This is a genomic window from Geopseudomonas sagittaria, from assembly GCF_900115715.1.
Classification (GTDB): Bacteria; Pseudomonadota; Gammaproteobacteria; order Pseudomonadales; family Pseudomonadaceae; genus Geopseudomonas; species Geopseudomonas sagittaria.
Window position 1 is genome coordinate 83,892 of sequence record NZ_FOXM01000010.1, and the last position, 22,991, is coordinate 106,882.

Annotated in this window: 25 protein-coding genes and 2 tRNA genes; 10 read left to right on the forward strand and 17 right to left on the reverse strand. The window is 66.5% G+C overall.

The window, feature by feature from the left end; all coding sequences use genetic code 11:
- Positions 1-57: 57 nt before the first annotated feature.
- From mnmC to BM297_RS13295, 4 genes are all read left to right on the forward strand, one after another.
- Positions 58-2,019, forward strand: a complete 1,962-nt coding sequence (gene mnmC, locus BM297_RS13280) for a bifunctional tRNA (5-methylaminomethyl-2-thiouridine)(34)-methyltransferase MnmC2/FAD-dependent 5-carboxymethylaminomethyl-2-thiouridine(34) oxidoreductase MnmC1 (RefSeq protein WP_092432288.1) — start codon at positions 58-60, stop codon at positions 2,017-2,019.
- A gap of 112 nt (positions 2,020-2,131) precedes the next feature.
- Positions 2,132-2,686: a Tll0287-like domain-containing protein gene (locus tag BM297_RS13285; protein WP_092432290.1), complete on the forward strand. Its 555-nt coding sequence runs from the start codon at positions 2,132-2,134 to the stop codon at positions 2,684-2,686.
- Complete coding sequence (locus BM297_RS13290; RefSeq protein WP_092432293.1) at positions 2,683-2,949, forward strand: metal-sensing transcriptional repressor; 267 nt, start codon at positions 2,683-2,685, stop codon at positions 2,947-2,949. Before BM297_RS13285 ends, BM297_RS13290 begins: the two co-directional genes overlap by 4 nt.
- Positions 2,950-3,022: 73 nt before the next feature.
- Positions 3,023-3,253, forward strand: coding sequence for a YheU family protein (locus BM297_RS13295; protein ID WP_092432297.1), 231 nt, complete (start codon positions 3,023-3,025; stop codon positions 3,251-3,253).
- Between the two features lie 16 nt (positions 3,254-3,269).
- On the opposite strand, the gene BM297_RS13300 is transcribed toward BM297_RS13295, so the two are convergent.
- The 3 genes from BM297_RS13300 to BM297_RS13310 form a co-directional block, all read right to left on the reverse strand.
- Positions 3,270-3,698, reverse strand: a complete 429-nt coding sequence (locus BM297_RS13300; protein ID WP_092432300.1) for a hypothetical protein — start codon at positions 3,696-3,698, stop codon at positions 3,270-3,272.
- Between the two features lie 161 nt (positions 3,699-3,859).
- A complete protein-coding gene (locus BM297_RS13305) occupies positions 3,860-5,518 on the reverse strand; it encodes a cation acetate symporter (RefSeq protein WP_092432302.1) in 1,659 nt (552 codons plus the stop codon).
- The gene (locus BM297_RS13310; protein WP_092432304.1) at positions 5,518-5,832 is read right to left on the reverse strand and encodes a DUF485 domain-containing protein; all 315 of its coding nucleotides are present in this window, start codon (positions 5,830-5,832) and stop codon (positions 5,518-5,520) included. The genes BM297_RS13305 and BM297_RS13310 overlap by 1 nt, the downstream gene beginning before the upstream one ends.
- Positions 5,833-6,148: 316 nt before the next feature.
- Between BM297_RS13310 and BM297_RS13315 the strand changes: the two genes are divergently transcribed.
- From BM297_RS13315 to BM297_RS13325, 3 genes are all read left to right on the forward strand, one after another.
- A complete protein-coding gene (locus BM297_RS13315) occupies positions 6,149-6,373 on the forward strand; it encodes a DUF2061 domain-containing protein (protein WP_092432306.1) in 225 nt (74 codons plus the stop codon).
- A 112-nt stretch (positions 6,374-6,485) separates the two neighbouring features.
- A complete protein-coding gene (locus BM297_RS13320) occupies positions 6,486-8,069 on the forward strand; it encodes a glycoside hydrolase family 17 protein (RefSeq protein ID WP_092432311.1) in 1,584 nt (527 codons plus the stop codon).
- 144 nt (positions 8,070-8,213) lie between these two features.
- The gene (locus tag BM297_RS13325; protein ID WP_092432314.1) at positions 8,214-9,401 is read left to right on the forward strand and encodes a YbfB/YjiJ family MFS transporter; all 1,188 of its coding nucleotides are present in this window, start codon (positions 8,214-8,216) and stop codon (positions 9,399-9,401) included.
- Between the two features lie 72 nt (positions 9,402-9,473).
- Here the strand turns inward: BM297_RS13325 and BM297_RS13330 are convergent, their stop codons facing one another.
- The 6 genes from BM297_RS13330 to dapA all read right to left on the reverse strand — a co-directional run bounded on the left by BM297_RS13330 (position 9,474) and on the right by dapA (position 14,619).
- Positions 9,474-10,133 (reverse strand): outer membrane beta-barrel protein, encoded by a 660-nt coding sequence (locus tag BM297_RS13330; RefSeq protein WP_175526650.1) that lies wholly within the window; start codon positions 10,131-10,133, stop codon positions 9,474-9,476.
- A 370-nt stretch (positions 10,134-10,503) separates the two neighbouring features.
- Entirely contained in the window at positions 10,504-11,559 is a 1,056-nt protein-coding gene (locus tag BM297_RS13335; protein WP_175526651.1) for an extracellular solute-binding protein, read from the reverse strand.
- 305 nt (positions 11,560-11,864) lie between these two features.
- Positions 11,865-11,954, reverse strand: a tRNA-Ser gene (locus BM297_RS13340).
- 98 nt (positions 11,955-12,052) lie between these two features.
- Positions 12,053-12,922, reverse strand: coding sequence for a phosphoribosylaminoimidazolesuccinocarboxamide synthase (locus tag BM297_RS13345; protein ID WP_092432322.1), 870 nt, complete (start codon positions 12,920-12,922; stop codon positions 12,053-12,055).
- 88 nt (positions 12,923-13,010) lie between these two features.
- Complete coding sequence (gene bamC, locus BM297_RS13350) at positions 13,011-13,724, reverse strand: outer membrane protein assembly factor BamC (RefSeq protein ID WP_092432325.1); 714 nt, start codon at positions 13,722-13,724, stop codon at positions 13,011-13,013.
- Positions 13,725-13,740: 16 nt separating this feature from the next.
- Positions 13,741-14,619, reverse strand: a complete 879-nt coding sequence (gene dapA / locus BM297_RS13355) for a 4-hydroxy-tetrahydrodipicolinate synthase (RefSeq protein ID WP_092432328.1) — start codon at positions 14,617-14,619, stop codon at positions 13,741-13,743.
- Between the two features lie 170 nt (positions 14,620-14,789).
- On the opposite strand from dapA, the gene BM297_RS13360 reads away from it, so the two are divergent.
- Together BM297_RS13360 and BM297_RS13365 are read left to right on the forward strand one after the other, a co-directional pair.
- A complete protein-coding gene (locus BM297_RS13360; RefSeq protein WP_092432330.1) occupies positions 14,790-15,347 on the forward strand; it encodes a glycine cleavage system transcriptional repressor in 558 nt (185 codons plus the stop codon).
- 24 nt (positions 15,348-15,371) lie between these two features.
- Positions 15,372-15,845: a peroxiredoxin gene (locus BM297_RS13365; protein ID WP_092432332.1), complete on the forward strand. Its 474-nt coding sequence runs from the start codon at positions 15,372-15,374 to the stop codon at positions 15,843-15,845.
- 47 nt (positions 15,846-15,892) lie between these two features.
- On the opposite strand, the gene BM297_RS13370 is transcribed toward BM297_RS13365, so the two are convergent.
- Together BM297_RS13370 and BM297_RS13375 are read right to left on the reverse strand one after the other, a co-directional pair.
- Entirely contained in the window at positions 15,893-16,957 is a 1,065-nt protein-coding gene (locus BM297_RS13370; protein WP_092432333.1) for an AI-2E family transporter, read from the reverse strand.
- Between the two features lie 53 nt (positions 16,958-17,010).
- A complete protein-coding gene (locus BM297_RS13375) occupies positions 17,011-17,262 on the reverse strand; it encodes a sulfurtransferase TusA family protein (RefSeq protein ID WP_092432334.1) in 252 nt (83 codons plus the stop codon).
- A gap of 106 nt (positions 17,263-17,368) precedes the next feature.
- On the opposite strand from BM297_RS13375, the gene BM297_RS13380 reads away from it, so the two are divergent.
- The gene (locus BM297_RS13380; RefSeq protein ID WP_092432336.1) at positions 17,369-18,802 is read left to right on the forward strand and encodes a M48 family metalloprotease; all 1,434 of its coding nucleotides are present in this window, start codon (positions 17,369-17,371) and stop codon (positions 18,800-18,802) included.
- A 61-nt stretch (positions 18,803-18,863) separates the two neighbouring features.
- Here BM297_RS13380 and nadA read toward each other — a convergent pair whose 3' ends face one another.
- From nadA to pal, 6 genes are all read right to left on the reverse strand, one after another.
- Entirely contained in the window at positions 18,864-19,922 is a 1,059-nt protein-coding gene (gene nadA, locus BM297_RS13385) for a quinolinate synthase NadA (RefSeq protein ID WP_092432338.1), read from the reverse strand.
- A 112-nt stretch (positions 19,923-20,034) separates the two neighbouring features.
- Positions 20,035-20,109, reverse strand: a tRNA-Lys gene (locus BM297_RS13390).
- 59 nt (positions 20,110-20,168) lie between these two features.
- On the reverse strand, positions 20,169-20,843 hold the full coding sequence (gene queC, locus BM297_RS13395; RefSeq protein ID WP_092432340.1) for a 7-cyano-7-deazaguanine synthase QueC: 675 nt from the start codon (positions 20,841-20,843) through the stop codon (positions 20,169-20,171).
- Between the two features lie 17 nt (positions 20,844-20,860).
- Positions 20,861-21,508 (reverse strand): 7-carboxy-7-deazaguanine synthase QueE, encoded by a 648-nt coding sequence (gene queE / locus BM297_RS13400; protein WP_092432342.1) that lies wholly within the window; start codon positions 21,506-21,508, stop codon positions 20,861-20,863.
- A 122-nt stretch (positions 21,509-21,630) separates the two neighbouring features.
- A complete protein-coding gene (gene ybgF / locus BM297_RS13405; RefSeq protein WP_092432344.1) occupies positions 21,631-22,431 on the reverse strand; it encodes a tol-pal system protein YbgF in 801 nt (266 codons plus the stop codon).
- A gap of 6 nt (positions 22,432-22,437) precedes the next feature.
- Complete coding sequence (gene pal / locus BM297_RS13410; RefSeq protein ID WP_092432346.1) at positions 22,438-22,938, reverse strand: peptidoglycan-associated lipoprotein Pal; 501 nt, start codon at positions 22,936-22,938, stop codon at positions 22,438-22,440.
- Between the last annotated feature and the right edge of the window lie 53 nt (positions 22,939-22,991).

Here is a 22,991-nt window from a genome sequence, read left to right on the forward strand (position 1 = left end):
AGCCCATCGCAGCCAATCGGCTAGAATGGACGCCCCTTCCTGCCGCATACCGCACCGATGACCGAGCAACCGCACGCCCAGCTGGACTGGGACGAACACGGCCAACCGCTGTCGCGCACCTTTGCCGACGTGTACTTCTCCACCACCTCGGGGCTGGAGGAAACCCGCTACGTGTTCCTCGCCCACAACCAGCTGGCCGAGCGCTTCGCAGCCCTACCGGCTGGCGGGCGTCTGGTGATCGGCGAGACCGGCTTCGGCACCGGGCTGAACTTTCTCTGCGCCTGGCAACTGTTCGAGCGGGTGGCGCCAGAAACGGCGCAGCTGCACTTCGTCAGCGTGGAGAAGCATCCGCTGAGCCGCAGCGACCTGCAGCGCGCCCTGGCCCTGTGGCCGGAGCTGGCGCCGCTGGCCGGGCAACTGCTGGACCAGTACGTGGCGGTGCACGCGGGCTTCCAGCGCTTCGTCTTCGCCGGCGGCCGGGTGATCCTCACCCTGCTGGTCGGCGACGTGCTCGACGCCCTGCCGCAGCTGGATGCGCGCATCGACGCCTGGTTCCTCGACGGCTTCTCGCCGGCGAAGAACCCGCAGATGTGGACCCCCGAAGTGTTCGCCCAGCTCGCCCGCCTCTCGGCGCCCGGCACCACCCTGGCCACCTTCGCCAGTACCGGCTTCGTCCGCCGCGGCCTGCGCGAGGCCGGCTTCGCAGTGGCCCGGGTCAAGGGCTTCGCCCACAAGTGGGAGATGCTCGCCGGCGCCTTCCAGGGCGCGGCCGCGGACGGCGGCAAGCCCTGGCTCGCCCGCCCGCCGCGCCCCAGCGGCCCGCGCCAGGCGCTGGTGATCGGCGGCGGCCTGGCCGGCTGCGCCACGGCCAGCAGCCTGGCTGGACGCGGCTGGCAGGTGACTCTGATCGAGCGCCACGCCGCACTGGCCGCGGAAGCCTCGGGCAATCCGCAGGGCGTGCTCTACCTCAAGCTCTCCGCCCACGGCACCGCGCTGTCGCAACTGGTGGTCGGCGGCTTCGGCTACACCCGCCGCCAGCTTGAGCGCCTGCAGGCCGGCGTCGACTGGAGCGCCTGCGGCGTGCTGCAACTGGCCTTCGACGCCAAGGAAGCCGAGCGCCAGGCGCGGCTAGCCGCCGCCTTCCCGAGCGATCTGCTGCGTACGGTGGATGCCGGCGAAGCCGCGCAACTGGCCGGCCTGGCGCTCGACCAGGGCGGCCTGTGGTACGCAGAGGCCGGCTGGGTGCATCCGCCGGCGCTGTGCCGCCTGCTGGCCAGCCAGCCCGGCATTCGCGTCCTGACCGGCAGCGAGGCCCTGGAGCTGCGCCGCGTCGACGGCCAGTGGCAGGCCTGGCAGGACCAGCAACTGCTGGCCGGCGCGCCGGTGGCCGTGCTGTGCACCGCCAGCGAGGTGCGCCGCTTCGCTGGCGCCGAACACCTCAAACTCAAGCGCATCCGCGGGCAGATCACCCGCCTGCCGGCCACTGCCGCCAGCCAAGCCCTGCGCACCGTGCTGTGCGCCGAGGGCTACGTCGCCCCGCCGCGCGCCGGCGAGCACACCCTCGGCGCCAGCTTCAACTTCCAGCGCGACGACCTCGCGCTGTCGACCGAGGAGCACGCCGACAACCTCGGCATGCTGCGACAGATCTCGCCGGTGCTGGGCGAGGCCCTGCACATCGACCAGCTCGACCCGGCCGCCCTGGCCGGGCGGGTGGCCTTTCGCAGCACCAGCCCGGACTACCTGCCGCTGGTCGGCCCGCTGGTGGACGCGCCGGCATTCAAGCTTGCCTATGCCCGCCTGGCCAAGGACGCCAGCCTGCCCATCGACACCTCGGCACCCTGGCTCGAGGGGCTGTACGTCAACTGCGGACATGGTTCGCGCGGCCTGATCACCGCGCCGCTGTCCGGCGAGCTGCTGGCCGCCTGGCTCGACGACGAACCGCTGCCGCTGCCGCGCGCCGTCGCCGAGGCCTGCCACCCCAGCCGCTTCCTACTGCGCGAACTGATCCGTGGCCGCTGAGCCCGGCGCTACCGGCCATCGCCCTGCGACACTTGGCGTATTGCCAGGCCACGGCCTCCTTCCGATACTCCCCCTAGTACGAAAGGACCGCCACCTTCAGGAGTTCGACCCCATGCGCCTCATCACCCTGTCCCTGCTTGCCGCCCTCAGCACCCCGGTCCTGGCCGCCGATGTCCAGCAACTGACCGCCGAGGGGGCTGCGCTGATTCCGCCGTTCCAGCAACAGCTGCTGGACACCGTCAAATCCGCCATGCAGAGCGGCGGCCCGGTCAAGGCCGTGGAGGCCTGCCAGCTGCTGGCGCCGCAGATCACCGCGCAGCACAGCCAGGCGCCATGGAAAGTGGGCCGCACTGCCCTGAAGCTGCGCAACCCGAACAACGCCCCGGATGCCTGGGAGCGCCGGGTGCTCGAGCAGTTCGCCGCCCGCGCCGCCGCCGGCGAGCCGGTGGCCGAGCTCAAGCACGCCGAGATCGTCGCTGGCGAATTTCGCCTGATGAAGGCGATCCCCACCGGCGAGCCCTGCCTGGCCTGTCATGGCCAGAACCTCAAGCCGGAGCTGGCCGCGGTGATCGATCAGCGCTATCCGCAGGATCAGGCCCGCGGCTTCGCCCCCGGCGAGCTGCGCGGCGCCTTCACCCTGCGCCGCAGCCTGGATACCACGCAATGACCGAGATCATCCCGCCGCATCAGGACGCCATGCTCAAGCGCCTGGCCCGCATCGAGGGCCAGGTTCGCGGCCTGCAGGCGATGATCCGCCGCGGCGAGGACTGCGAGGCCATCGCCCAGCAGTTCAGCGCCGCACGCAAGGCGCTCGACCGCGCCTATCAGGAAATGCTCGCCTGCCTGTTGGAGGAGGCGGTACTCGACCCCCAGCAGGACAGCACCGCCACCCTGGCCAAGGTCCGCGCCATCTTCACCAAGTACACCTGAGCGACAGCCACGCCGCAGTGGCCAGAGGCGGGCATGGACGCTAGCATCGCCAGCCGTTTAGCCGAGATAGCCCATGCTGATTCCCCACACCCTGCTCGAGCCCGACACCCTGGATCGCCTGATCGAGGACTTCGTCACCCGCGAGGGCACCGACAATGGCGACGAAACACCGCTGATCACCCGCGTCGAACGGGTCCGTCACGCCCTGCGCCAGGGCGAGGCGGTGATCGTCTTCGAGCCCGACAGCCAGCAGTGCCAGTTGATGCTGCGCCGCGACGTGCCGGCCGAATGGCTCGCCGACTGAGCGCGCCGCGGCGCGCCTAGCCGCGCAACCCTCCCTCGTGCTCCCAGGCGCAGCGCATGCGTAGCACGCCCTCGCCCGGATGATGGAAGCCCTGCTCGCTTTCCCAGCGGAAGGTGTGGAAGCCGCGCAGCTCGGTATCCAGGTGCACCACCGCACTGGACCAGTACAGGCGCCCGAGCAGGGTCTCGAACTGCTGCAGCCAGGCCGCCCACTCGTACTCCACCGCGCGATAGCTGGCCCCGAAGTGGATCACCTGGGTCTGGTACAGACCGTCGCCCTCGAAGCGGCAGAAGGAGAACATCTGCCGGCTGAGCAGCGACAGCGCACCCAGCTCCGGCAGCTCGTCGAGCACCTGCCGGTTGTGCAGGCGGCGACTGCGGCGCGCCAGCGGATCGCCATCCGGGCAGTCGCGGATGCATCCGTAAACGATGGATTCGGGGTCCACACGGACACTCCTGAAAGGACAGGCCCGCCTTCTACCACAGCAACCGGCAACGGGAAAGGAACTGGCGCAAGACTCGCTGGTGCGCGGCGCCGAGGCAGGAATGAAAAGGGGCAGCCCGCAGGCTGCCCCTTTGTATTGCCAAGCTCGGATGAGCGAATTGCTTAGTGCGCTACGGCACCGCTGGCACCCAGGCCCGTCTGCGAACGCACGAACTGCGGGAAGAACCGCTCGCGCTCGTCGCTGGCCATCCTCGACTTGTCGGTGATCGAGAAGAACCAGATGCCGGCGAAGGCAACGGCGACCGAGAACAGCGCCGGGTAGGAGTACGGGAAGATCGCCTCGGCGTTGCCCAGTACCTGGACCCACACGGTCGGGCTGAGGACGGTCAGCAGCAGCGCGGTGAACAGACCCAGGGCACCACCGAACAGCGCGCCGCGGGTGGTCAGGTTCTTCCAGTACATGGAGAGGAACAGCACCGGGAAGTTGCAGCTGGCGGCGATGGAGAAGGCCAGACCCACCATGAAGGCGATGTTCTGCTTCTCGAAGGCGATGCCGAGCAGGATCGCGACCACACCCAGGGTCAGGGTAGTGATCTTGGTCACGCGCATCTCGTCTTCTTCCTTGGCCTTGCCCTTCTTGATCACGCAAGCGTACAGGTCGTGGGACACGGCCGAGGCGCCCGCCAGGGTCAGACCGGCGACCACCGCCAGGATGGTGGCGAAGGCCACGGCGGAGATGAAGCCCAGGAACAGGTTGCCGCCGACGGCCTCGGCCAGGTGGATGGCCACCATGTTGGTGCCGCCGATGATGGCGCCAGTGGCGTCCTTGTACTCGGGGTTGGTGCTGACCAGCAGGATCGCGCCGAAGCCGATGATGAAGGTCAGGATGTAGAAGTAACCGATGAAGCCGGTAGCGTAGAACACGCTCTTGCGGGCTTCCTTGGCGTCGGACACGGTGAAGAAGCGCATCAGGATGTGCGGCAGGCCGGCGGTACCGAACATCAGCGCCAGGCCCAGGGAGATCGCCGAGATCGGATCGGTCACCAGACCACCCGGGCTCATGATGGCTTCGCCCTTGTCGTGGATCTTCACGGCTTCGGAGAACAGGGTGCCGAAGTCGAAGTTCACGCCCTTCATCACCATCACCGCCATGAAGCTGGCGCCGGAGAGCAGCAGGACGGCCTTGATGATCTGCACCCAGGTGGTGGCCAGCATGCCGCCGAACAGCACGTAGCAGACCATCAGCACGCCGACCAGGATCACCGCGACGTAGTAGTCGAGACCGAACAGCAGCTGGATCAGCTTGCCGGCACCGACCATCTGGGCGATCAGGTAGAAGGCCACCACGGTCAGCGAGCCAAAGGCCGAGAGGATGCGGATCTGGGTCTGGCCGAGACGGTAGGAGGCCACGTCGGAGAAGGTGAACTTGCCGAGGTTGCGCAGGCGCTCGGCCATCAGGAACAGGATCAGCGGCCAGCCGACCAGGAAGCCGATCGAGTAGATCAGGCCGTCATAGCCGCTGGTGAACACCAGGGCGGAAATACCCAGGAAGGACGCCGCGGACATGTAGTCGCCGGCGATCGCCAGACCGTTCTGGAAACCGGTGATGCTGCCGCCGGCGGTGTAATAGTCGGCGGTGGAGGTATTGCGCTTGGCCGCCCACTTGGTGATGCCCATCGTGAAGATGATGAACATCACGAACATCGAGATGGCGGTCCAGTTGGTCGCCTGCTTTTGGACTTCGCCGGTCAGGGCTTCGCCGGCCAGCAGCATCGGGGAGGCGGCCAGTAGAGTGGCGGCGGTCAGGAAACGAGCAATCATTACTGTTGGGCCTCGTCGAGAATTTCCTGGGTGATGCGGTCGAACTCGCCGTTGGCGCGCTGAACATAGACACCGGTCAGCGCGATGGCCAGAAAGATCAGGCCCAGGCCAGCCGGGATGCCCCAGGTAGTCACGGTATCCGGGCCCAGCGGAATGCCAAGCACCTTGGGGTCGAACGCAATCATCAGGATGAAGGCGAAATAAGCGGCCAGCATGATGATCGACAGCACCCAGGCGAACCGACCGCGCTTGGCGACCAGCTCCTGGAAGCGTGGATTGGCGTAGATCTGCCGGTACACATTTTCATTGTTCATTGGATGGTCTCCACACGATCTGATGCCCCCCCTGTGGAGGACACTGCGGTACTTTATGTCCGGGTGTTGCAAACACCAGACGACTTTAGTCGCGGACCAGATGACCGCTAGCCGGCGAGATAGAGCGCCTGCAGCCCTGCAGAGGCCGCCTTCCGGGCTGCAGACCGCGATAGCTGTGGCTTTGCGCTATTTGCACCACGATAGAGCATAGCTATGCCGACCATCGATTCGAGCGATTTCTCCATCCGCCAGGACGGGTCCAGAATCCTTCACAAGAGATAAAAGTTCCTATCCCGGCCCCGTAGGGAGGTGCGCCATGCTCAAGACCCTGACCTTCACCGTCATGCACTTCTGCATCGCCTTCACCGTCGCCTACGCGCTGACCGGCAGCCTCACCGTCGGCGGGCTGGTGGCCACCGTGGAGCCGCTGTGCAATGCCGTGGGCTTCTTCTTCCACGAAAAAGTCTGGCAGCGCCTGGAACATCGCGATTCTGCAGCGAGCAGGCGTGCCCGGCAGATCTGGCAGCACCGGCATGTCTGAGCGCCTCCGCAACGCCATCACCATCCCCCGCCACGGCAGAACCTGCGCGCCTCTGGCGCGCCGGGTGTCCTGTCTTTAATATCCGCGGCCTCCTCCTTCGATCCGCGCCGACATGCCCCTCCAGTCCCGTGCCTCCCTGGCCTATTGCTGTGCCCTGCTGTTCACCCTACTCGCCCTTGCCGGGCTCTGGTACGGCCTCGGCCGCGAACAACTGCTGGCCGACCCGCAGCCGCACAGCGGCAAACTGCAATGCGCGTCCTACAGCCCTTTCGATCATGACCAGTCGCCCTTCGACAAGCCGCTGGGGATCCGCCGGGAGCGCCTCGAGGCCGACGTCGCCCTGCTCGCCGAGCGCTTCGACTGCCTGCGCACCTATTCGGTGACCGGTCTCGAGGCCCTGCCCGACATCGCCCGCCAACACGGCATCACCCTGATGATCGGCGCCTGGGTCAGCCGCGAGACCAAGGCCACGCGCAAGGAAATCGAGCTGCTGGTGAAGACCGCCAACGCCCACCCGGACGTGGTCACGGCGGTGATCGTCGGCAACGAGGCGCTGCTGCGCCGGGAAATCAGCGCGAAACGGCTGAGCGCACTGATCGAGGAAGTGAAAGGACGGGTGGCGCAGCCGGTGACCTACGCCGACGTCTGGGAGTTCTGGCTGCGCCACCCGGAGATGGCCCCGGCGGTGGATTTCATCACCATCCACCTGCTGCCCTACTGGGAGGACGACCCCACCGGCATCGACGCGGCCCTCGCCCAGGTCGAGCGGGTCCACGAGAAATTCGAACAGCTGTATGCGCCCAAGCCGATCTTCGTCGGCGAGACCGGCTGGCCGAGCGAAGGCCGCCAGCGCGAGGACGCCCTGCCCAGCCGGGTCAACGAGGCGCGTTTCATGCGCGGTTTCATCGCCATGGCCGAGCAGAATGGCTGGCAGTACAACCTGATCGAGGCCTTCGACCAGCCGTGGAAGCGCATCAGCGAAGGCACGGTCGGCGGCTACTGGGGACTGTTCGATGCTTGGCGCAGCGACAAGGGTGTGCTCGCCGGACCGGTCTCCAACCTTCCGGACTGGCCACGCTGGCTGGGCCTGAGCGGCGCACTGCTGATCGCCGGCCTGCTGCTCGCTGGCGCCCCGCATGCGCGCCGGGCCGCCTGGCAACTGCCGCTGGTCAGCGGCATCGCTGCCGCCGCCATCGCCCTGTGGACCCAGCAACTGACTCTCGACAGCCGCCATGCCGGCGAATGGCTGTGGCATGGCGCCCTGCTGGTGCTCAACCTGCTGGTCGCGGCGCGCACCCTGCTGCGCCTCAACCCGCCGCAGTCCGGCTGGCGCGTGCAACTCGGCAGTTGGCTGGAGGCGCGCGCCGGCTGGTGGCTGCTGGCCGCCGGCCTGGCCGCGGCCTGGCTGATGCTGGCTCTGGTGTTCGAGCCGCGCTATCGCAGCTTCCCCAGCTCCGCCCTGCTGCTGCCGGCGCTGGCCTACCTGTGCTGGCCGGCCCACGGTCCGCGCGACGAGCTGGGCCTGCTGGCGGTCCTGCTCGGCATCGGCCTGCCGGTGATGCTCTGGCAGGAAACCCTGCTCAATACCCAGGCGTTGGGCTGGGGGCTGGTCAGCCTGCTGCTGCTGCTCGCCCTGTGGCGCTGCCGCCGCCCGGCCTCGGTCGTCGGTCTGCTGCAACGCCAGCAGGGCACGTGAGGCGCGCGGCGCGCCTAGCGGGCAGGCGATCCGCGCAGGAGTGATTGCCTTAAGGCTGGCCGACTCCCTAAGCTGATCGGCCAGGTCCTGCCCGCGACACCGCGCGGGCCACGAACCGCAGAGGCCTCCCGCCAAGGATTGTTCATGACGCCCCAACGCCCAGCCCTGTTTCCGGTTCTGCTGGCCGGTGCCCTGGTCCTGCTGACCGTGCACACCCTCGGCCGGTTCATCTACACGCCGCTACTGCCGTGGCTGGTCGAGGACGGCCTGCTCACCCTCAGGCAGGGCGCCGACATCGCCAGCTGGAACTACCTCGGCTACCTGCTCGGCGCCCTGCTGGCGATCCGCTGGCACCGCATTGCCCAGATTCGCCGCTGCCTGCCCTGGGGACTGGGGCTGCATGCGCTGACCACCCTGCTGCAGACCCAGGCCAGCGATCCCGACCTGCTGGCCGCCCTGCGTCTGCTCAACGGCATCAGCAACGGCCTGGTGTTCGTCCAGGCCCCCGCGCTGATCCTCGAATGGCTGGTACGCCACAACCGCGCCAGTGCCAGCGGCCTGGTCTACCTCGGTGTCGGCGCCGGCCTGCTGCTGTCCAGCGCCATGGTCGGCCTCAGCGCCGACCGGCTGCAGGGCGCCGCACGCTGGTGGCCGGCGGCCCTGCTCAGCCTGCCGCTGGCCTGGTGGGGCTGGCGCCAGCTGGCGCGTCTGGACACCGCCGAGCAGCCCGCCACGCCTGGCCAGGCCAGCCCGAGCGGCCGCCTGCTGGACCGCCGCACCACACCGCTGTTCCTCGCCTACGCCGGCGCCGGCATGGGCTACATCCTGCCGATGACCTTCCTGCCGACCCTGGCGCGACTGCAGGTCGCCCCGGACAGCTTCCTGATCAACGGCAGCTGGCTGGTGGTGGCGCTGGCCACGCTGATCGCCCCCTGGCTGTGGAGCCGGCTGGGCGGCGGGCTCGGTGACAAGCACGCCCTGCAGATCAACTACCTGATCCAGCTGGCCGGCGTACTGGCCGCCCTGCTGCTGCCCGGCGCTACCGGCATCCTGCTCTGCGCCCTGCTGGTCGGCGGCACCTTCCTCGGCACCGTGCTGCTGACCCAGCGCCTCGGCCGCAGCCTGCAGCCGCATCAGGGCCCGCGCATCTCGGCGGCGATGATCGCCCTGTACAGCGTCGCCCAGCTGGCCGCGCCCTGGCTCACCAGCCAGTGGCTGGGTATGGGCGGCAGTCTGCACAGCGCCTTCTGGCTTGGCGCGGGGGCGCTGGCCTGGGGATTCGTGTGGATGCAGCCTGTACCGGAAACCGCGGCGGAGAAAGCGCATAACTGAAGCGTGACAGGGGCAGCACAGAGAATGGCACCGACTGCCACCTCAGGCGGCAGTCGGCTGGTCGAACGCGACTCAGAGCAGGTCGTAGCGCAGGCCGAGCGACCAGAAATCGACGTCGGCATCGCCGCCACTCAGATCATCGCTGCCAACGTCCCGGTAGCGCTCGAACTCACCGACCACGCTGAACTGCGGCGCAAACTGCCAGGCAGCACCAACCGCCCAGGAGCCGACGCTTTCAGTGTCGTCATCGGATGCAGAGGCACTTCCACCACCGGCCGCAATGCCCTTCGCTGAGACCTTGGTCTTGAGCGCATGCCAGCCTGCCTTGGCATACACACTCAGGCCGTAGTCGAAGGGCAGTCGACCGACCAGATGTCCACCAAAACCACTGCTTTCCAGATCGAGCTTCAGGGAACCCTCGTTGGCCACGCCCTTGTAGCTGAACTCCCCCAGATCGACCCAGGTACCCTCGAGGGCGAAGTAGCGATTCAGTTGTAGCCCCAAGCCCAGCTTGTAGGCGGTATCCTCGTCGTCCAGCGAGGACGACAGATTAGTCGCCCCCGCGTCCACCAGGAACTGATCGAGCGCGCGCCGCTCACTGCCGAGGTCGATACTGGACTGGCCGACATGGCCGAACATGTACAGCCCGACCGAATCATACTGGGCCATGGCCGGCAGGCTGGCGGCGGCAAGCAGCAACGCGGCCGCGACACGGGAAGTTGCATGATGCATGGACGATCTCCTGACTCCGCTGACAGGCAGCAGGCTCCGGCCAGCCAGGGCCTCGGCACCACGCCCGTAGATCCGCGAGCCGACGCTCCCGGCCGACCCCATGTCCGCCAGGCGACTCGCTCCTGAGTACCGCGAAGAGAAGCATAGACCGCACTGCACAAGCTGCAATGTCACGTGAAAGGCGTGCCTCAAGTATTTGTTTATTGGCGAAGCCCACTGGACGGCCTACGCCCCTCCCCCAGCCGCATGGGCGGCGTGCGTATTTCATATTGCAGCGCAGCAAAGAAACCGCCCGCAAAACGCCCGGCCGGTGGCCAAAAACGACCAAGCCCCGATCTCTCGGGGCTTGGCATGAGGGCGGAGCAGGACTTCAGCGGGGCGCCGGCTGCCCCTGCTGCAGGCGCGGCCAGGACTCTTCGATCAGCTTGCCGACCTCCGCCTTCGGCGCCATGTAGCCGAACATGCCGGCGGACAGCTTGGCGGCATGGAAATGTTCGTCAGAGGACTCCAGCATCTGGCGCGCCTTGGTGTTCGGCGTCTGGTAGTAGGTGGCCCGGGCGATCTGGGCCGAGACCTCCGGACGCAGCAAGTAGCTGATGAAGGCCTTGGCTCCTTCCACGTTCTGCGCTGCGGTGGGGATCGCCAGGATATCGACGAACACCAGACTGCCCTCCTCGGGCTCGATCAACTTCACCGCTTGACCTTGCGCTTCAGCCGCCAGCGCATCCCCCGTCCAGGCCATGCTCACGCAGTTCTTGCCGGCGCTCAGATCGTCGATGTAGTCATCACCACCGACGTAGCGGTAATGCGGACGCAGCTCGCCCAGATACTGCAGCGAGCGCGAGGCGTAGTTCTCGCCAATGTGGCTCAGACTGCGCCCGCGATAGTTCACCAGCAAGCTGACCACATCGTTGGCAGAGTCCAGCACGGTGACACCGCAGGAAGACAGCCGCCTGACCAGCTCCTTGTCGAACACCAGCCCCCAGGTCCTGGGCACCGGACCGCCCAGCGCGGCCTCGGCCAGCGGCACGTTCACCGCCAGGCCGATGCTGCCCCACAGGTAGGGCACGCCATACTCGCGGGCCGGATCATGGCCGGAGAGACGCGTCATGATCAACGGCTCGAGGACCTCGAAACCGGGCAGACTGGCCGCCGCATAGGGGCGCAGCAGCCCCTCCTCGATCAGCTTGCCGAAATTGTCGGTGGATGGCACCACCACATCCAGCGACGCCCCCTTCTTCAGCAGGTCGTAGACCTCCTGGTCGTTGTCGTAGGTCTGGTAATTCACCGCGATGCCCGTTTCGCGGGTAAAGGCTTCCAGCACCGCGGGATCGATGTAGTCGCTCCAGTTGGCGACGTTAAGTGACTGGGCTTCAGCTGCAGCAACCGAGAGCGCCAACAACGGCGCAGCGATCCACTTTTTCACGATGAGGAATCCATTCTTTGACGGGCAGGGGGCAAATATTATTGCCCGGCAAGCGTGGCGACCGGAATGCGGAGGCGGAAAAAACCGCGGATAGCGCGCAACCATGTCGAGGTTTGGGTCGTAAAAACCCGGTGCTCCCGATGAACAGACCGCGCGCAACCATCGCCTTGCTCGAGCAGGGTCGCCGGATGCTTGCCGGTTTCGGGAGGGAGGAGCACAGGGAGCGACAGGCGCCCCAGAACTCCGGGGATTGGCCTACCCTAGAAACGCGAAAGCCCCGCAATGCGGGGCTTTCAACGTCAATATGGCGGGGAGATAGGGATTCGAACCCTAGGTACTCTTGCGAATACAACGGATTTCGAATCCGTCCCGTTCGACCACTCCGGCATCTCCCCCAAGTCGGCGCGAATAATACCAGCTCAAATCCGTTTGGCGAAGCCCCTTGCGAGGATTTTTTCACGCAGGATCAGTTGCTTGCGCGTCCTGGCAGTTTTCAGCAGGTCAGCCGGGTGAGCGCTTCGCGGTATTTGTCCGCGGTCTTCTGCGCCACCTCGGCCGGCACGGCAGGCGCCGGCGGCTCCTTGTTCCAGCCGGTGGACTCCAGCCAGTCGCGCACGAACTGCTTGTCGAAGCTCGGCGGGTTGGTGCCTTCGGCGTAGCTGTCGGCCGGCCAGAAGCGGCTGGAGTCGGGGGTCAGCGCCTCGTCCATCAGGGTCAGGGTGCCATCCTCGTCGAGGCCGAACTCGAACTTGGTGTCGGCGATGATGATGCCGCGGGTGGCGGCATACTCGACCGCCGCGCTGTACAGGGCGATGGCGGTGTCGCGCACCTTGGCGGCCAGCTCGGCACCGATGATCGCCTCGCACTGGGCGAAGGAGATGTTCTCGTCATGGTCGCCGACGGCAGCCTTGGTCGAAGGAGTGAAGATCGGCTGCGGCAGCTTGGCCGCTTCCTTCAGGCCCGCCGGCAGGGCGATGCCGCAGACGGTGCCGCTCTTCTGGTACTCCTTCCAGCCCGAGCCGACCAGATAGCCGCGCACGATGGCCTCCACGGCAACCGGCTTGAGGCGCTTAGCCACCACCGCACGCCCTTCCACCAGCGGCAGCTCGTCAGCCGGCACCACGTCCTCGACCTTGTCGCCGGTGAAGTGGTTGGGCACCAGGTCCTTGAGCTTGTCGAACCAGAAATTGGAGATGGCGGTGAGGATCTTGCCCTTCTCCGGGATCGGCTCGTCGAGGATGACGTCGAAGGCCGACAGACGATCGGTGGCCACCATCAGCATGCGCTTGTCGTCGATTTCGTAGAGGTCGCGAACCTTGCCCGAGTAGATCTTCTTCAGGCTCAGGGTGGTGGGTGTGCTCATGTCGGCATTTCCGTTTCTGGCAAACAAAACAGGCGAAACCCTGGGGGTTTCGCCTATCGCTGGTAGCGGCTGGGGGCTGCTGCCCGGATCAGCCGAGATGTTCCTGGATCAACTCCAGCACGCGGCGCGCCACATCGCTGGGTGCCACGCTCTCGAGGCTTTTCTCGACCGACACCTGGACGCTGTCGCCCACGGTGGTCAGGCGGACCTGATAACGCTCGCCACTCGCCTCATCCTCTGCGGCATCATCGTCACCCAGCAGGCGGGCGAAGAAGCCCGGCTCTTCGTCGGGCTTTTCCGCGCCTTCGGCGAGGTTGATGTAGTAGATACCGAGACTGCGGTTCATGTCGTCGACCCGCACATCGCCATCCTGCAGCGCTCGACCCACCGCCGACCAGGCGCGATCGAAATCGCTGGCCAGGCTGAGCAGCGGATTGCCGCTGCCGTCGGTGGTCAGGCTGACGCGATCCGGCGCATCGTAGCTGCGGTCGGCCAGCAGCGACACGCTGCCGCCCTGCGCAGCGTCGTCGCCGCGCAGGGCGGCAGCATTGAGCGCCTGCGGACGCGGCACTTCGAACTTGCCCTCGGCAGTGGATGCCGACACGGCAGCCGGCACCGGCAGCAGGGGCTCGAGGCGACGCGCCTGGACATCCGGCGGCAGCTGCATCGGAGCCGTTTCGCGGGCAGTCAGGTAGTCGCTGCCACGGTCTCGGAAGTAGCCATTATCGCCCCAGATCCAACCGCAGCCGCTGCTGGCAGCGATGATCAGGGCAAGCGCGGAAAGTCCGGCCAGTTGCTTCATGCATGTTCTCCGTCGATCAGGCCAGCACACCGGCCTGGCGCATGGCCTGACGCAGCGGCTCCTGGCAGTCCTGGCTGAGCCAGGTCAGGGGCAGGCGGATGCCTTTGGGAATCAGACCCATCTCGTGCAGGGCCCACTTCACCGGAATGGGGTTGGCTTCGCAGAACAGTTGCTTGTGCAGCGGCATCAGGCGCTCGTTGATCGCGCGACCGGTGGCGGCATCACCGCGCATGGCGGCGGCGCACAGTTCGCTCATCGCCCGCGGGGCGACGTTGGCGGTCACCGAGATGTTGCCCTGGGCGCCCATCAGCATCAGCTCGACGGCGGTAGCGTCGTCGCCGGAGTAGACCAGGAAGCCGGAGGCAACCTTGTCCAGGACTTCCCTGCCGCGCTGCAGGTCACCGGTGGCTTCCTTGACGCCGATGATGTTCGCCACCGTGGACAGGCGAGCGATGGTATCGGCCAGCATGTCGCAGGCGGTACGCCCCGGCACGTTGTAGAGGATCTGCGGAATGGCCACGGCCTCGGCGATGGCCTTGTGGTGCAGGTACAGGCCTTCCTGGGTCGGCTTGTTGTAGTACGGGGTGACCAGCAGGCAGGCATCGACGCCGGCCTGCTTGGCGGCGGCGGTCAGCTCGATGGCCTCGCGGGTGGAGTTGGCTCCGGTACCGGCGATCACCGGGATGCGCCCGGCGACCTGCTTGACCACGTGGCGGATCACCGCGACGTGCTCGTCGACGTCCAGCGTGGCGGACTCACCCGTGGTGCCGACCGCGACGATGGCGTTGGTGCCTTCCTGGAGGTGAAAATCGACCAGCTGGGTCAGGCTGTCCCAATCCAGACGGCCTTCTGCATCCATGGGCGTGACCAGTGCCACCATGCTGCCCGTAATCATGCAACCACTCCTGCCGCTATATAGATAAAGGCGTAATGGTACTGATGCCACCAGCCTTGCACAAGCTGGTGGCAGGCCGCCGGGCATTCCCCTTGCCGGCGCTTTTCGCTACCCTTCCCGGCTCTGCCGGCCCCCGTTCTGCCGCCATCTCTTTGCACCAGGAATTCTGCATGTCCACCACCCTACCCCGTGAACAGTTTCTCGTGATCAGCGCCCTGGGAGCCTCGCCCATGGAGCTCACCAGCGTGCTCTGTCGCGCCAGTCAGGAAAGCCGTTGCAACGTGGTCAGCAGCCGCCTGACCCGGCATGGCGAGTACAGCGCGCTGGTACTGCAGGTTTCCGGCAGCTGGGACGCGCTGGCGCGTCTGGAAGCCAGCCTGGCGCCGCTGGCCAAGCGCCACAAGTTCAGCATCAACATGACCCGCAGCGCCGCCGCCGTCGAGCGCGCCAACGCCCTGCCCTACGTGGTCTACATCAGCGCCGCCTATCGCCCGGACATCATCGGCGAGCTGTGCCAGTTCTTCACCGACCACCACGTCGAACTGGAAAACCTCACCTGCGACACCTATCAGGCGCCGCAGACCGGTACCCTGCTGCTCAACGCCACCATCACCGTGACCCTGCCGCCGGGCACCCAGATCAGCTGGCTGCGCGACCAGTTCCTCGACTTCGCCGACGCCCTCAACCTCGACGCCCTGATCGAGCCGTGGCGCCCGCAGAATCCGTAACCCTCTACTGTTCAGGAGCCTGCCATGCCGGTAGCCATCGATTCGCCCGTCGCCGATTTCCAGATCCAGGCCACCAGCGGCCAGCAGGTGGTGCTCAGCGCGCTCAAGGGCCAGCAGGTCGTGCTGTACTTCTACCCGAAGGACAGCACTCCGGGCTGCACCACCGAGGGTCAGAACTTCCGCGACATGCACAACGAGTTCGCCGCCGCCAACACCCTGGTGTTCGGCGTGTCGCGCGACAGCCTGAAGTCCCACGAGAACTTCAAGGGCAAGCAGGAGTTTCCCTTCGAGCTGCTGTCCGACGCCGACGAGCAGCTGTGCCAGCTGTTCGACGTGATCAAGCCGAAGAAGTTGTACGGCAAGGAATACCTCGGCATCGAACGCAGCACCTTCCTCATCGACAAGGACGGCGTGCTGCGCCAGGAGTGGCGCGGCGTCAAGGTGCCGGGTCATGTCGATGCCGTGCTGGCAGCCGCGCGCGCCCTCAACGCCGGCTGAAGCCCGCCGGCTGCCGCAGGCCTGTCACCACAGGCCTGCGGCAGCCGCTACTGCGCGCCGGCCTGCACCCGCCTCGGCCAGGCATTGATGACCGCCTTGAACAGGGTCGCCAGCGGGATGGCAAAGAATACCCCCCAGAAGCCCCACAGCCCGCCGAACAGCAGCACCGCGCAGATGATCGCCACCGGGTGCAGGTTGACCGCCTCGGAGAACAGCAGAGGCACCAGCACGTTGCCATCCAGTGCCTGGATGATCGCGTAGATCACCATCAGGTAGATGAACTGGTCGCCCCAGCCCCACTGGAACAAGCCGATCATCGCTACCGGCACGGTCACCACCACCGCACCGACATAGGGCACCACCACCGACAAGCCGACCAGCAGGGCCAGCAGCGCCGCATAGTTCAACCCCAGCACGGCAAAGGCGACGTAGGTGACCCCACCGGTGATGACGATCTCGATCACCTTGCCGCGGATGTAGTTGGCGCTCTGCTGGTTCATCTCCTGCCAGACGCGGGTCATCAGAGCGCGCTCGCTGGGCAGGTAGCCGCCGAACCACTCGGCGATCTGCCGGCGATCCTTGAGGAAAAAGAACACCAGGATCGGCACCAGCACCAGATAGATCATCATCCCCACCAGGATCGGCAGGCTGGCCAGCGACTGGGACAGCAGCCACTGCCCGACCTGCCCCAGTTCGCCGCGGGCATTGTCGATGGCACGCAGCACCTGCTCCTCGGTGACCAGTTGCGGATAGCGCTCGGGCAACAGCAGCATCAGCCCCTGCCACTCGCCGAGCATGCGCGGCAGCTCGTTGAACAGGGTCAGCAGCTGGCGCCAGACCAGCGGCACCAGCAGCAACAGACATACCGCCAGCAGGGCGACAAACAGGGTGAACACCCCCCACACCGCCAGCATGTGCGGCACGCGCAGGCGCTCCAACCAGCCGATCGGCCCTTGCATCAGAAACGCCAGCACCAGGCCCGCCAGTACCGGCGCGAGCATGCCGCCTAGATTCAGAACGACCGCGAACCCCAGCACCAGCACCACCGCCAGCACCACGGCTTCCTCGTCAGAGAAGTAGCGGTACAGCCAACCACGCAACACCTTGAGCATCGGACTTCCTTGGACACAACAGCTAGTGTCGACCAATCGCCGACGTGTGGGTTTCAGGCCTTGCGCAGCCAGTAGCGGAAGCAGCCCGCTTCCTCTTCCTCACGCAACAACTGGTGCCCGGCCAGACGGGCGAAGGCGCGAAAGTCGCGCTGGGAGCCGGCATCGCTGGCAATCACCTTGAGCACCGCGCCGCTGGGCAAGCGATTGAGCTCCAGCTTGGCCTTGAGCAGCGGCAACGGGCAGTTCAACCCGCGGGCATCCAGCTCGGCGTCGTGGGCCGGCACCGGCCCGGCAGTCTCGATCATGATCGCTCTCCGCAAATGCCGCGCAGCATACCCAAGCCGGCGCATCACTGGCCAGCCGGGTCCGCCTGCGGCTAGAGTAACCACTTTGCCGTCCCGAGTCCGAGCGATGAAGATGCTGCGCCCCACCCTGCTGACGCTGACCTGCCTGCTGGCCACCCCGGCCCTCGCCAGCGACCTGCCCGCGCTGGGCGATGCCAGCTCCTCGATCGTCTCGCCCGAACAGGAACACCAGCTCGGCCGCGCCTGGCTCAACGTGCTGCGCGGCCAGGTGAAGAGCCTGCCCGACCCGCTGCTCAAGGACTTCGTCGAAAGCAGTGTCTACCGCCTGGCGGAAACCAGTCAGCTGCAGGACCGCCGCCTGGTCTTCGTCCTGCTCGACAGTCCGCAGCTCAATGCCTTCGCCGCCCCCGGCGGGGTCATCGGGGTCAACGGCGGCCTGTTCCTCCACGCGCAGACCGAGGGCGAGTACGCCTCGGTGCTCGCCCATGAACTGGCCCACCTGTCGCAACGCCACTTCGCCCGCGGCCTCGAGGAGCAGAAGCGCATGCAGGTGCCGATGATGGCGGCCATGCTCGCCGGCGTGGTCGCCGCAGCCGCCGGCGCCGGCGATGCCGGGATCGCCGCGATCGCCTCGACCCAGGCCGCGGCCATCCAGGCGCAGCGGCGCTTCTCGCGGCAGAATGAACAGGAAGCCGACCGCATCGGCATCCTCAACCTGCAGCAGGCCGGCTACGATCCCCGCGCCATGCCGAGCATGTTCGAGCGCTTGATGCGCCAGTACCGCTACAGCCGGGTGCCGCCGGAGTTCCTGCTGACCCACCCGCTCAGCGAGTCGCGGGTCGCCGACACCCGCAACCGCGCCGAACAGGCCGCCAGCAACGGCCACACCGACAGCCTGCGCTACCAGCTGATGCGCGCCCGCGTGCAGCTGAGCTATGAAAGCTCGCCGGGACTGGCAGCCAAGCGCTTCCGCGCCCTGCTCGACGAAAACCCCGAGCTGGACGCCGCGCGCTATGGCCTTGCTCTGGCGCAGATCAACAGCGGGCAGCTCAAGGAAGCCGGCAGCAACCTGCAGCCCCTGCTGGCCAAGGCGCCCAACGACATCGTCTACAACCTCGCCCAGGTCGAGCTGGACATCGCCGGCAACCGCCTGGACGCCGCCAGCCAGCGCCTGCAGCGCCTGCTCGGCCTGTATCCGGCCAGCTATCCGGTCCGCCAGTCGCTGAGCGAACTGCTGCTCAAGCAGAACCGCGCCGCCGAGGCCGAACAGCAGCTCGACCGCCTGCTCAAGGAGCGCCCCAGCGATGCCGAGCTGTGGTTCCAGCAGGCGGAAACCCGCGGCCTGTCCGGCAACATCATCGGCCTGCATCAGGCCCGCGCCGAGTATTTCGCACTGGTCGGCGACTATGACCAGGCGCTCGAGCAGCTGGATTTCGCCCGCCGCCGCAGCAACGGCAACTTCCAGCTGGCGGCACGCATCGACGCGCGCCACAGCGAGCTGGAGGCAGAGAAGCGGATGATCGACAAGCTGCTGCGCTGAACGGCGCACAGAAACGCGAAGGCCCGGCAATTGCCGGGCCTTCGCGTTTCTGTAGGGCAGATCAGGCGTTGCCGGTCACCTTGAGCCGCGCCGCCTGAGTGAAGTCGAGCATGCGCTTGAGCGGCTTGACCGCCTTGGGGATCAGCGCCGGATCGACGTGGATCTCGTTGCTGCCCTCGCGCAGGCACTTGAGCGTACGCTCCAGGGTGTTCATCGCCATCCACGGGCAGTGCGCGCAGCTGCGGCAGGTCGCACCCTGGCCGGCGGTCGGCGCCTCGATGAACGACTTGCCGGGGCACAGTTGCTGCATCTTCCAGAGGATGCCGCGGTCGGTGGCGACGATGAAGATCTGGTTGGGCAGCGTCTGCGCCGCCTTGATCAGCTGGCTGGTGGAGCCCACCGCATCGGCCAGGGCAACCACCGACTCCGGCGACTCCGGGTGCACCAGCACCGCCGCCTCCGGATACAGCTCCTTGAGATCGAGCAGCTGCTTGGCCTTGAACTCCTCGTGGACGATGCACGAGCCCTGCCAGAGCAGCATGTCGGCCCCGGTTTCGCGCTGCACATAGCTGCCCAGAAAGCGGTCAGGCGCCCAGAGGATCTTCTCGCCGTTGTCCATCAGGCTCTCGACGATCTCCACCGCGCAGCTGGAGGTCACCACCCAGTCGGCACGCGCCTTCACCGCCGCCGAGGTATTGGCGTAGACCACCACGGTGCGCTCGGGATGCTGATCGCAGAAGGCCGAGAACTCCTCGACCGGACAGCCCAGATCCAGCGAGCAGGTCGCCTCCAGGGTCGGCATCAGGATGCGTTTCTCGGGATTGAGGATCTTCGCCGTCTCGCCCATGAAGCGCACGCCGGCGACCACGATGGTCGAGGCCGGGTGCTGGCTGCCGAAGCGGGCCATCTCCAGCGAGTCGGACACGCAACCACCGGTTTCCTCGGCCAGCGCCTGGAGGATCGGATCGGTGTAGTAGTGGGCAACCAGCACGGCGTCACGCGCCTTGAGCTCGGCAGCGATGGCCTGACGGTAGTCGGCGATCTCCAGCTCGGTGAGCGGGCGCGGCTGCTTGGCATCCAGATGAGCCTGGACCAGGAGTTGTTCGGAAATCTGCGTCATGTTTGCTGCACCTGAAGGTTAGGGTGCGGGAAACGGAGTATAAACCCGATCCAGAGCACCAGACGGGATAACTAGCAGGGAAGAAACGAGGGAACTGCGAGGAGGGAAAAAATGGTGGGGCGTGTGGGATTCGAACCTACGACCAATTGGTTAAAAGCCAACTGCTCTACCACTGAGCTAACGCCCCAACTTGGTGTGTATATTACTGATTTCTAACGGAAATACAACACCCAGCGGCAACTATTTTCAAACATAGCGGGTCGGGTCGGCAATCCCGGCGGCGTGGAAGCCTTCGGCACGCAGGCGGCAGCTGTCGCAGCGGCCACAGGCGCGACCGTCGGCATCGGCCTGATAGCAGGAAACCGTCAGGGCAAAATCCACCCCGCGGGCCAACCCCGCCTCGATGATCTGCGCCTTGGACAGGTACTGCAGCGGCGCCTGGATGCGAAAGCCCTCGCCCTCCACGCCGGCCTTGGTCGCCAGGTTGGCCAGGCGCTCGAAGGCCTCGATGAACTCCGGCCGGCAGTCCGGATAGCCCGAGTAGTCCACGGCATTGACCCCGATGAAGATGTCGCGAGCGCCCAGCACCTCGGCCCAGCCCAGCGCCAGCGACAGGAACAGGGTGTTGCGCGCCGGCACGTAGGTCACCGGGATGCCCTCGCTGGCCTCCTCCGGCACGGCGATCGAGCTGTCGGTCAGCGCCGAGCCACCGATGCCGTTGAGGTCGATGCCGACCACCTTGTGCTCCCGCGCCCCGAGCTGGCGCGCCACCCGCTCGGCAGCCTGCAGCTCGGCGCGGTGACGCTGGCCGTAGTCGAAGCTCATGGTGTAGCAGGCGTAGCCCTCGGCACGCGCCATGGCCAGCACGGTGGCGGAGTCGAGGCCGCCGGACAGCAGGATTACCGCTTTCTTGTCAGTCATGTCGATGGTCCTCGCGATCAGTGGCCGGGCTCGTCGTTCCACAGGTACTTGTGCAGCTGCAGCTGCAGGCGCACCGGCAGGTTGTCGGCGATGATCCACTCGGCCAGGCTGCGCGCCTCCAGCTCATGATGGCTGGGCGACATCAGTAGCTCGCCAGCACGCTGGTCGAGACGGTACTCGATGATCTTGGAGACCGCCCAGTCGTAGTCCTCGCGCGAGCAGATGACGAACTTCACCTGATCGTTGCGGGTCAGTTCGGCCATGTTCTCGTAGCGATTGCGGCCGACCTCGGCCGAGCCTGGCGTCTTCAGGTCGACCACCCGGCTGACCCGAACGTCCACCGGCGCGATGTCCAACGCGCCACTGGTTTCCAGCGACACCTGGTAGCCGGCATCGCACAGCGCCTTGAGCAGCGGGATGCAGTTCGGCTGCGCCAGCGGTTCGCCGCCGGTCACGCAGACGTAGCGCGGCCGGTAGCCGGCGACCTGCTCGAGGATCTGCTCGAGGGTCATGAGCTCGCCGCCGCTGAAGGCATAGGCGGTATCGCAGTACTGACAGCGCAGGGGGCAGCCGGTCAGGCGCACGAACACGGTCGGCAGGCCGACGGTCCGGGTCTCCCCCTGCAGTGAATGGAAGATTTCGGTGATGCGCAGAGTCTGATTCATAAGCCCCGGGCGTGATGGCGAAACAGGCCATCCGCCTCCGTTGCAGGATGTGGAAAAAGGAGTGCGAGTTTAACGAAAAAACCCGCGCCAGGCGCGGGTTTCCTCGGTGCCGCTGGCTGCGCTCAGGGCAGGCGGGCGAGATCGCGCTGGGCCAGCTGGGCCGCCGAAGTGCCCGGGTACTGGGCGATCACCTGCTGCAGGATGCCGCGCGCCTTGTTGGCGTTGCCGAGGCGCTGCTCGACATCGGCGAGCTTGTACAGCGAGTCGGCCACCTTCTGGTGGCTCGGGTAGCCCTGGCTGACCTGGGCGAAGGCACGACCGGCGCCCTGCAGGTCGCCTTGGGCGAGCTTGACTTCACCCAGCCAGTACTGCGCGTTGCCGGCGTACTGACTGGTCGGATACTTGCGCAGGAACGCGCTGAAGGCCTGGTCGGCCTTGGCAAAATCCTTCGCCTTGATCAGGTCGAAGGCGGCATCGTAGAACAGTTTTTCCTTGGCCGGATCACCCGGGGCGCCATTGGCTGCCGCAGCCGGTGCGGCAGGCGCCGCTGCCTGGGAGCCGCTTGCCCCCGGGGCGACAGGAGCCGCCGGAGCCGGTGCCTGGCCCGCGGAGGACAGACGACTGTCGAGATCCTGGTAACGCTCGAGACTTTCCTGCTTGAGACGCTGGATTTCGTACTGCTGTTCTTCCAGGGTGCCACGCATGCGGGCAACCTCTTCCTGCAGCTGCTGCAGCTGCAGGAAGAGTTCACCTTGCGCCGAGGTGGGGGCGGCGGTTACCGCCCCACCGGCATAAGCAGCTCCCGTGGCCCCGTAGCCGGAAGGCGGATAACCGTTGCCACCCTCGATGACGGGCACCTGGGCCCAGGTCGCGAGAGGAGCGGCCAAGGCCAGCAGGATCAGGAAACGGGAGTGCTTGCGCATGGCTTCTTACTTCTTCAGTTCTACGCGACGGTTCTGCGCCCAGCTTTCTTCGCTGGTGCCCATGACCATCGGACGCTCTTCACCGTAGGACACCAGCTCCAGCTGGGCCGGGGACACGCCCTGCAGCACCAGGTAGCGCTGAACGGCCTTGGCGCGACGCTCGCCCAGAGCCATGTTGTACTCGCGGGTACCGCGCTCGTCAGCGTGGCCTTCCAGGACGACGCGAGCGCCGTTGGCCTGCAGGTCACGAGCGTGAACGTCCAGAGCGCGCATGGCTTCCGGCTTCAGGTCGGAGCTGTCGTATTCGAAGAAGAAGGTGGTGATAGCGCGCAGAGCGGCTTCTTCACCGTTCAGGCTGCCATCGACGGCACCGGTGTTGGCGCCGTAGCCAGCGTTCGGATCAACTGCGCCCTCGCCAGCAGCGTCGCCGCCCTTGGAGGAGCAACCCACGGCAACTGCCATAGCCAGAGCCAGCGCAGCAAACTTGCCGAATTTCAGCATTTCCATCTTTTTAAAACCCCAGTGTGTGTTCAAAACAACATGTTCAAAACAACGGATTA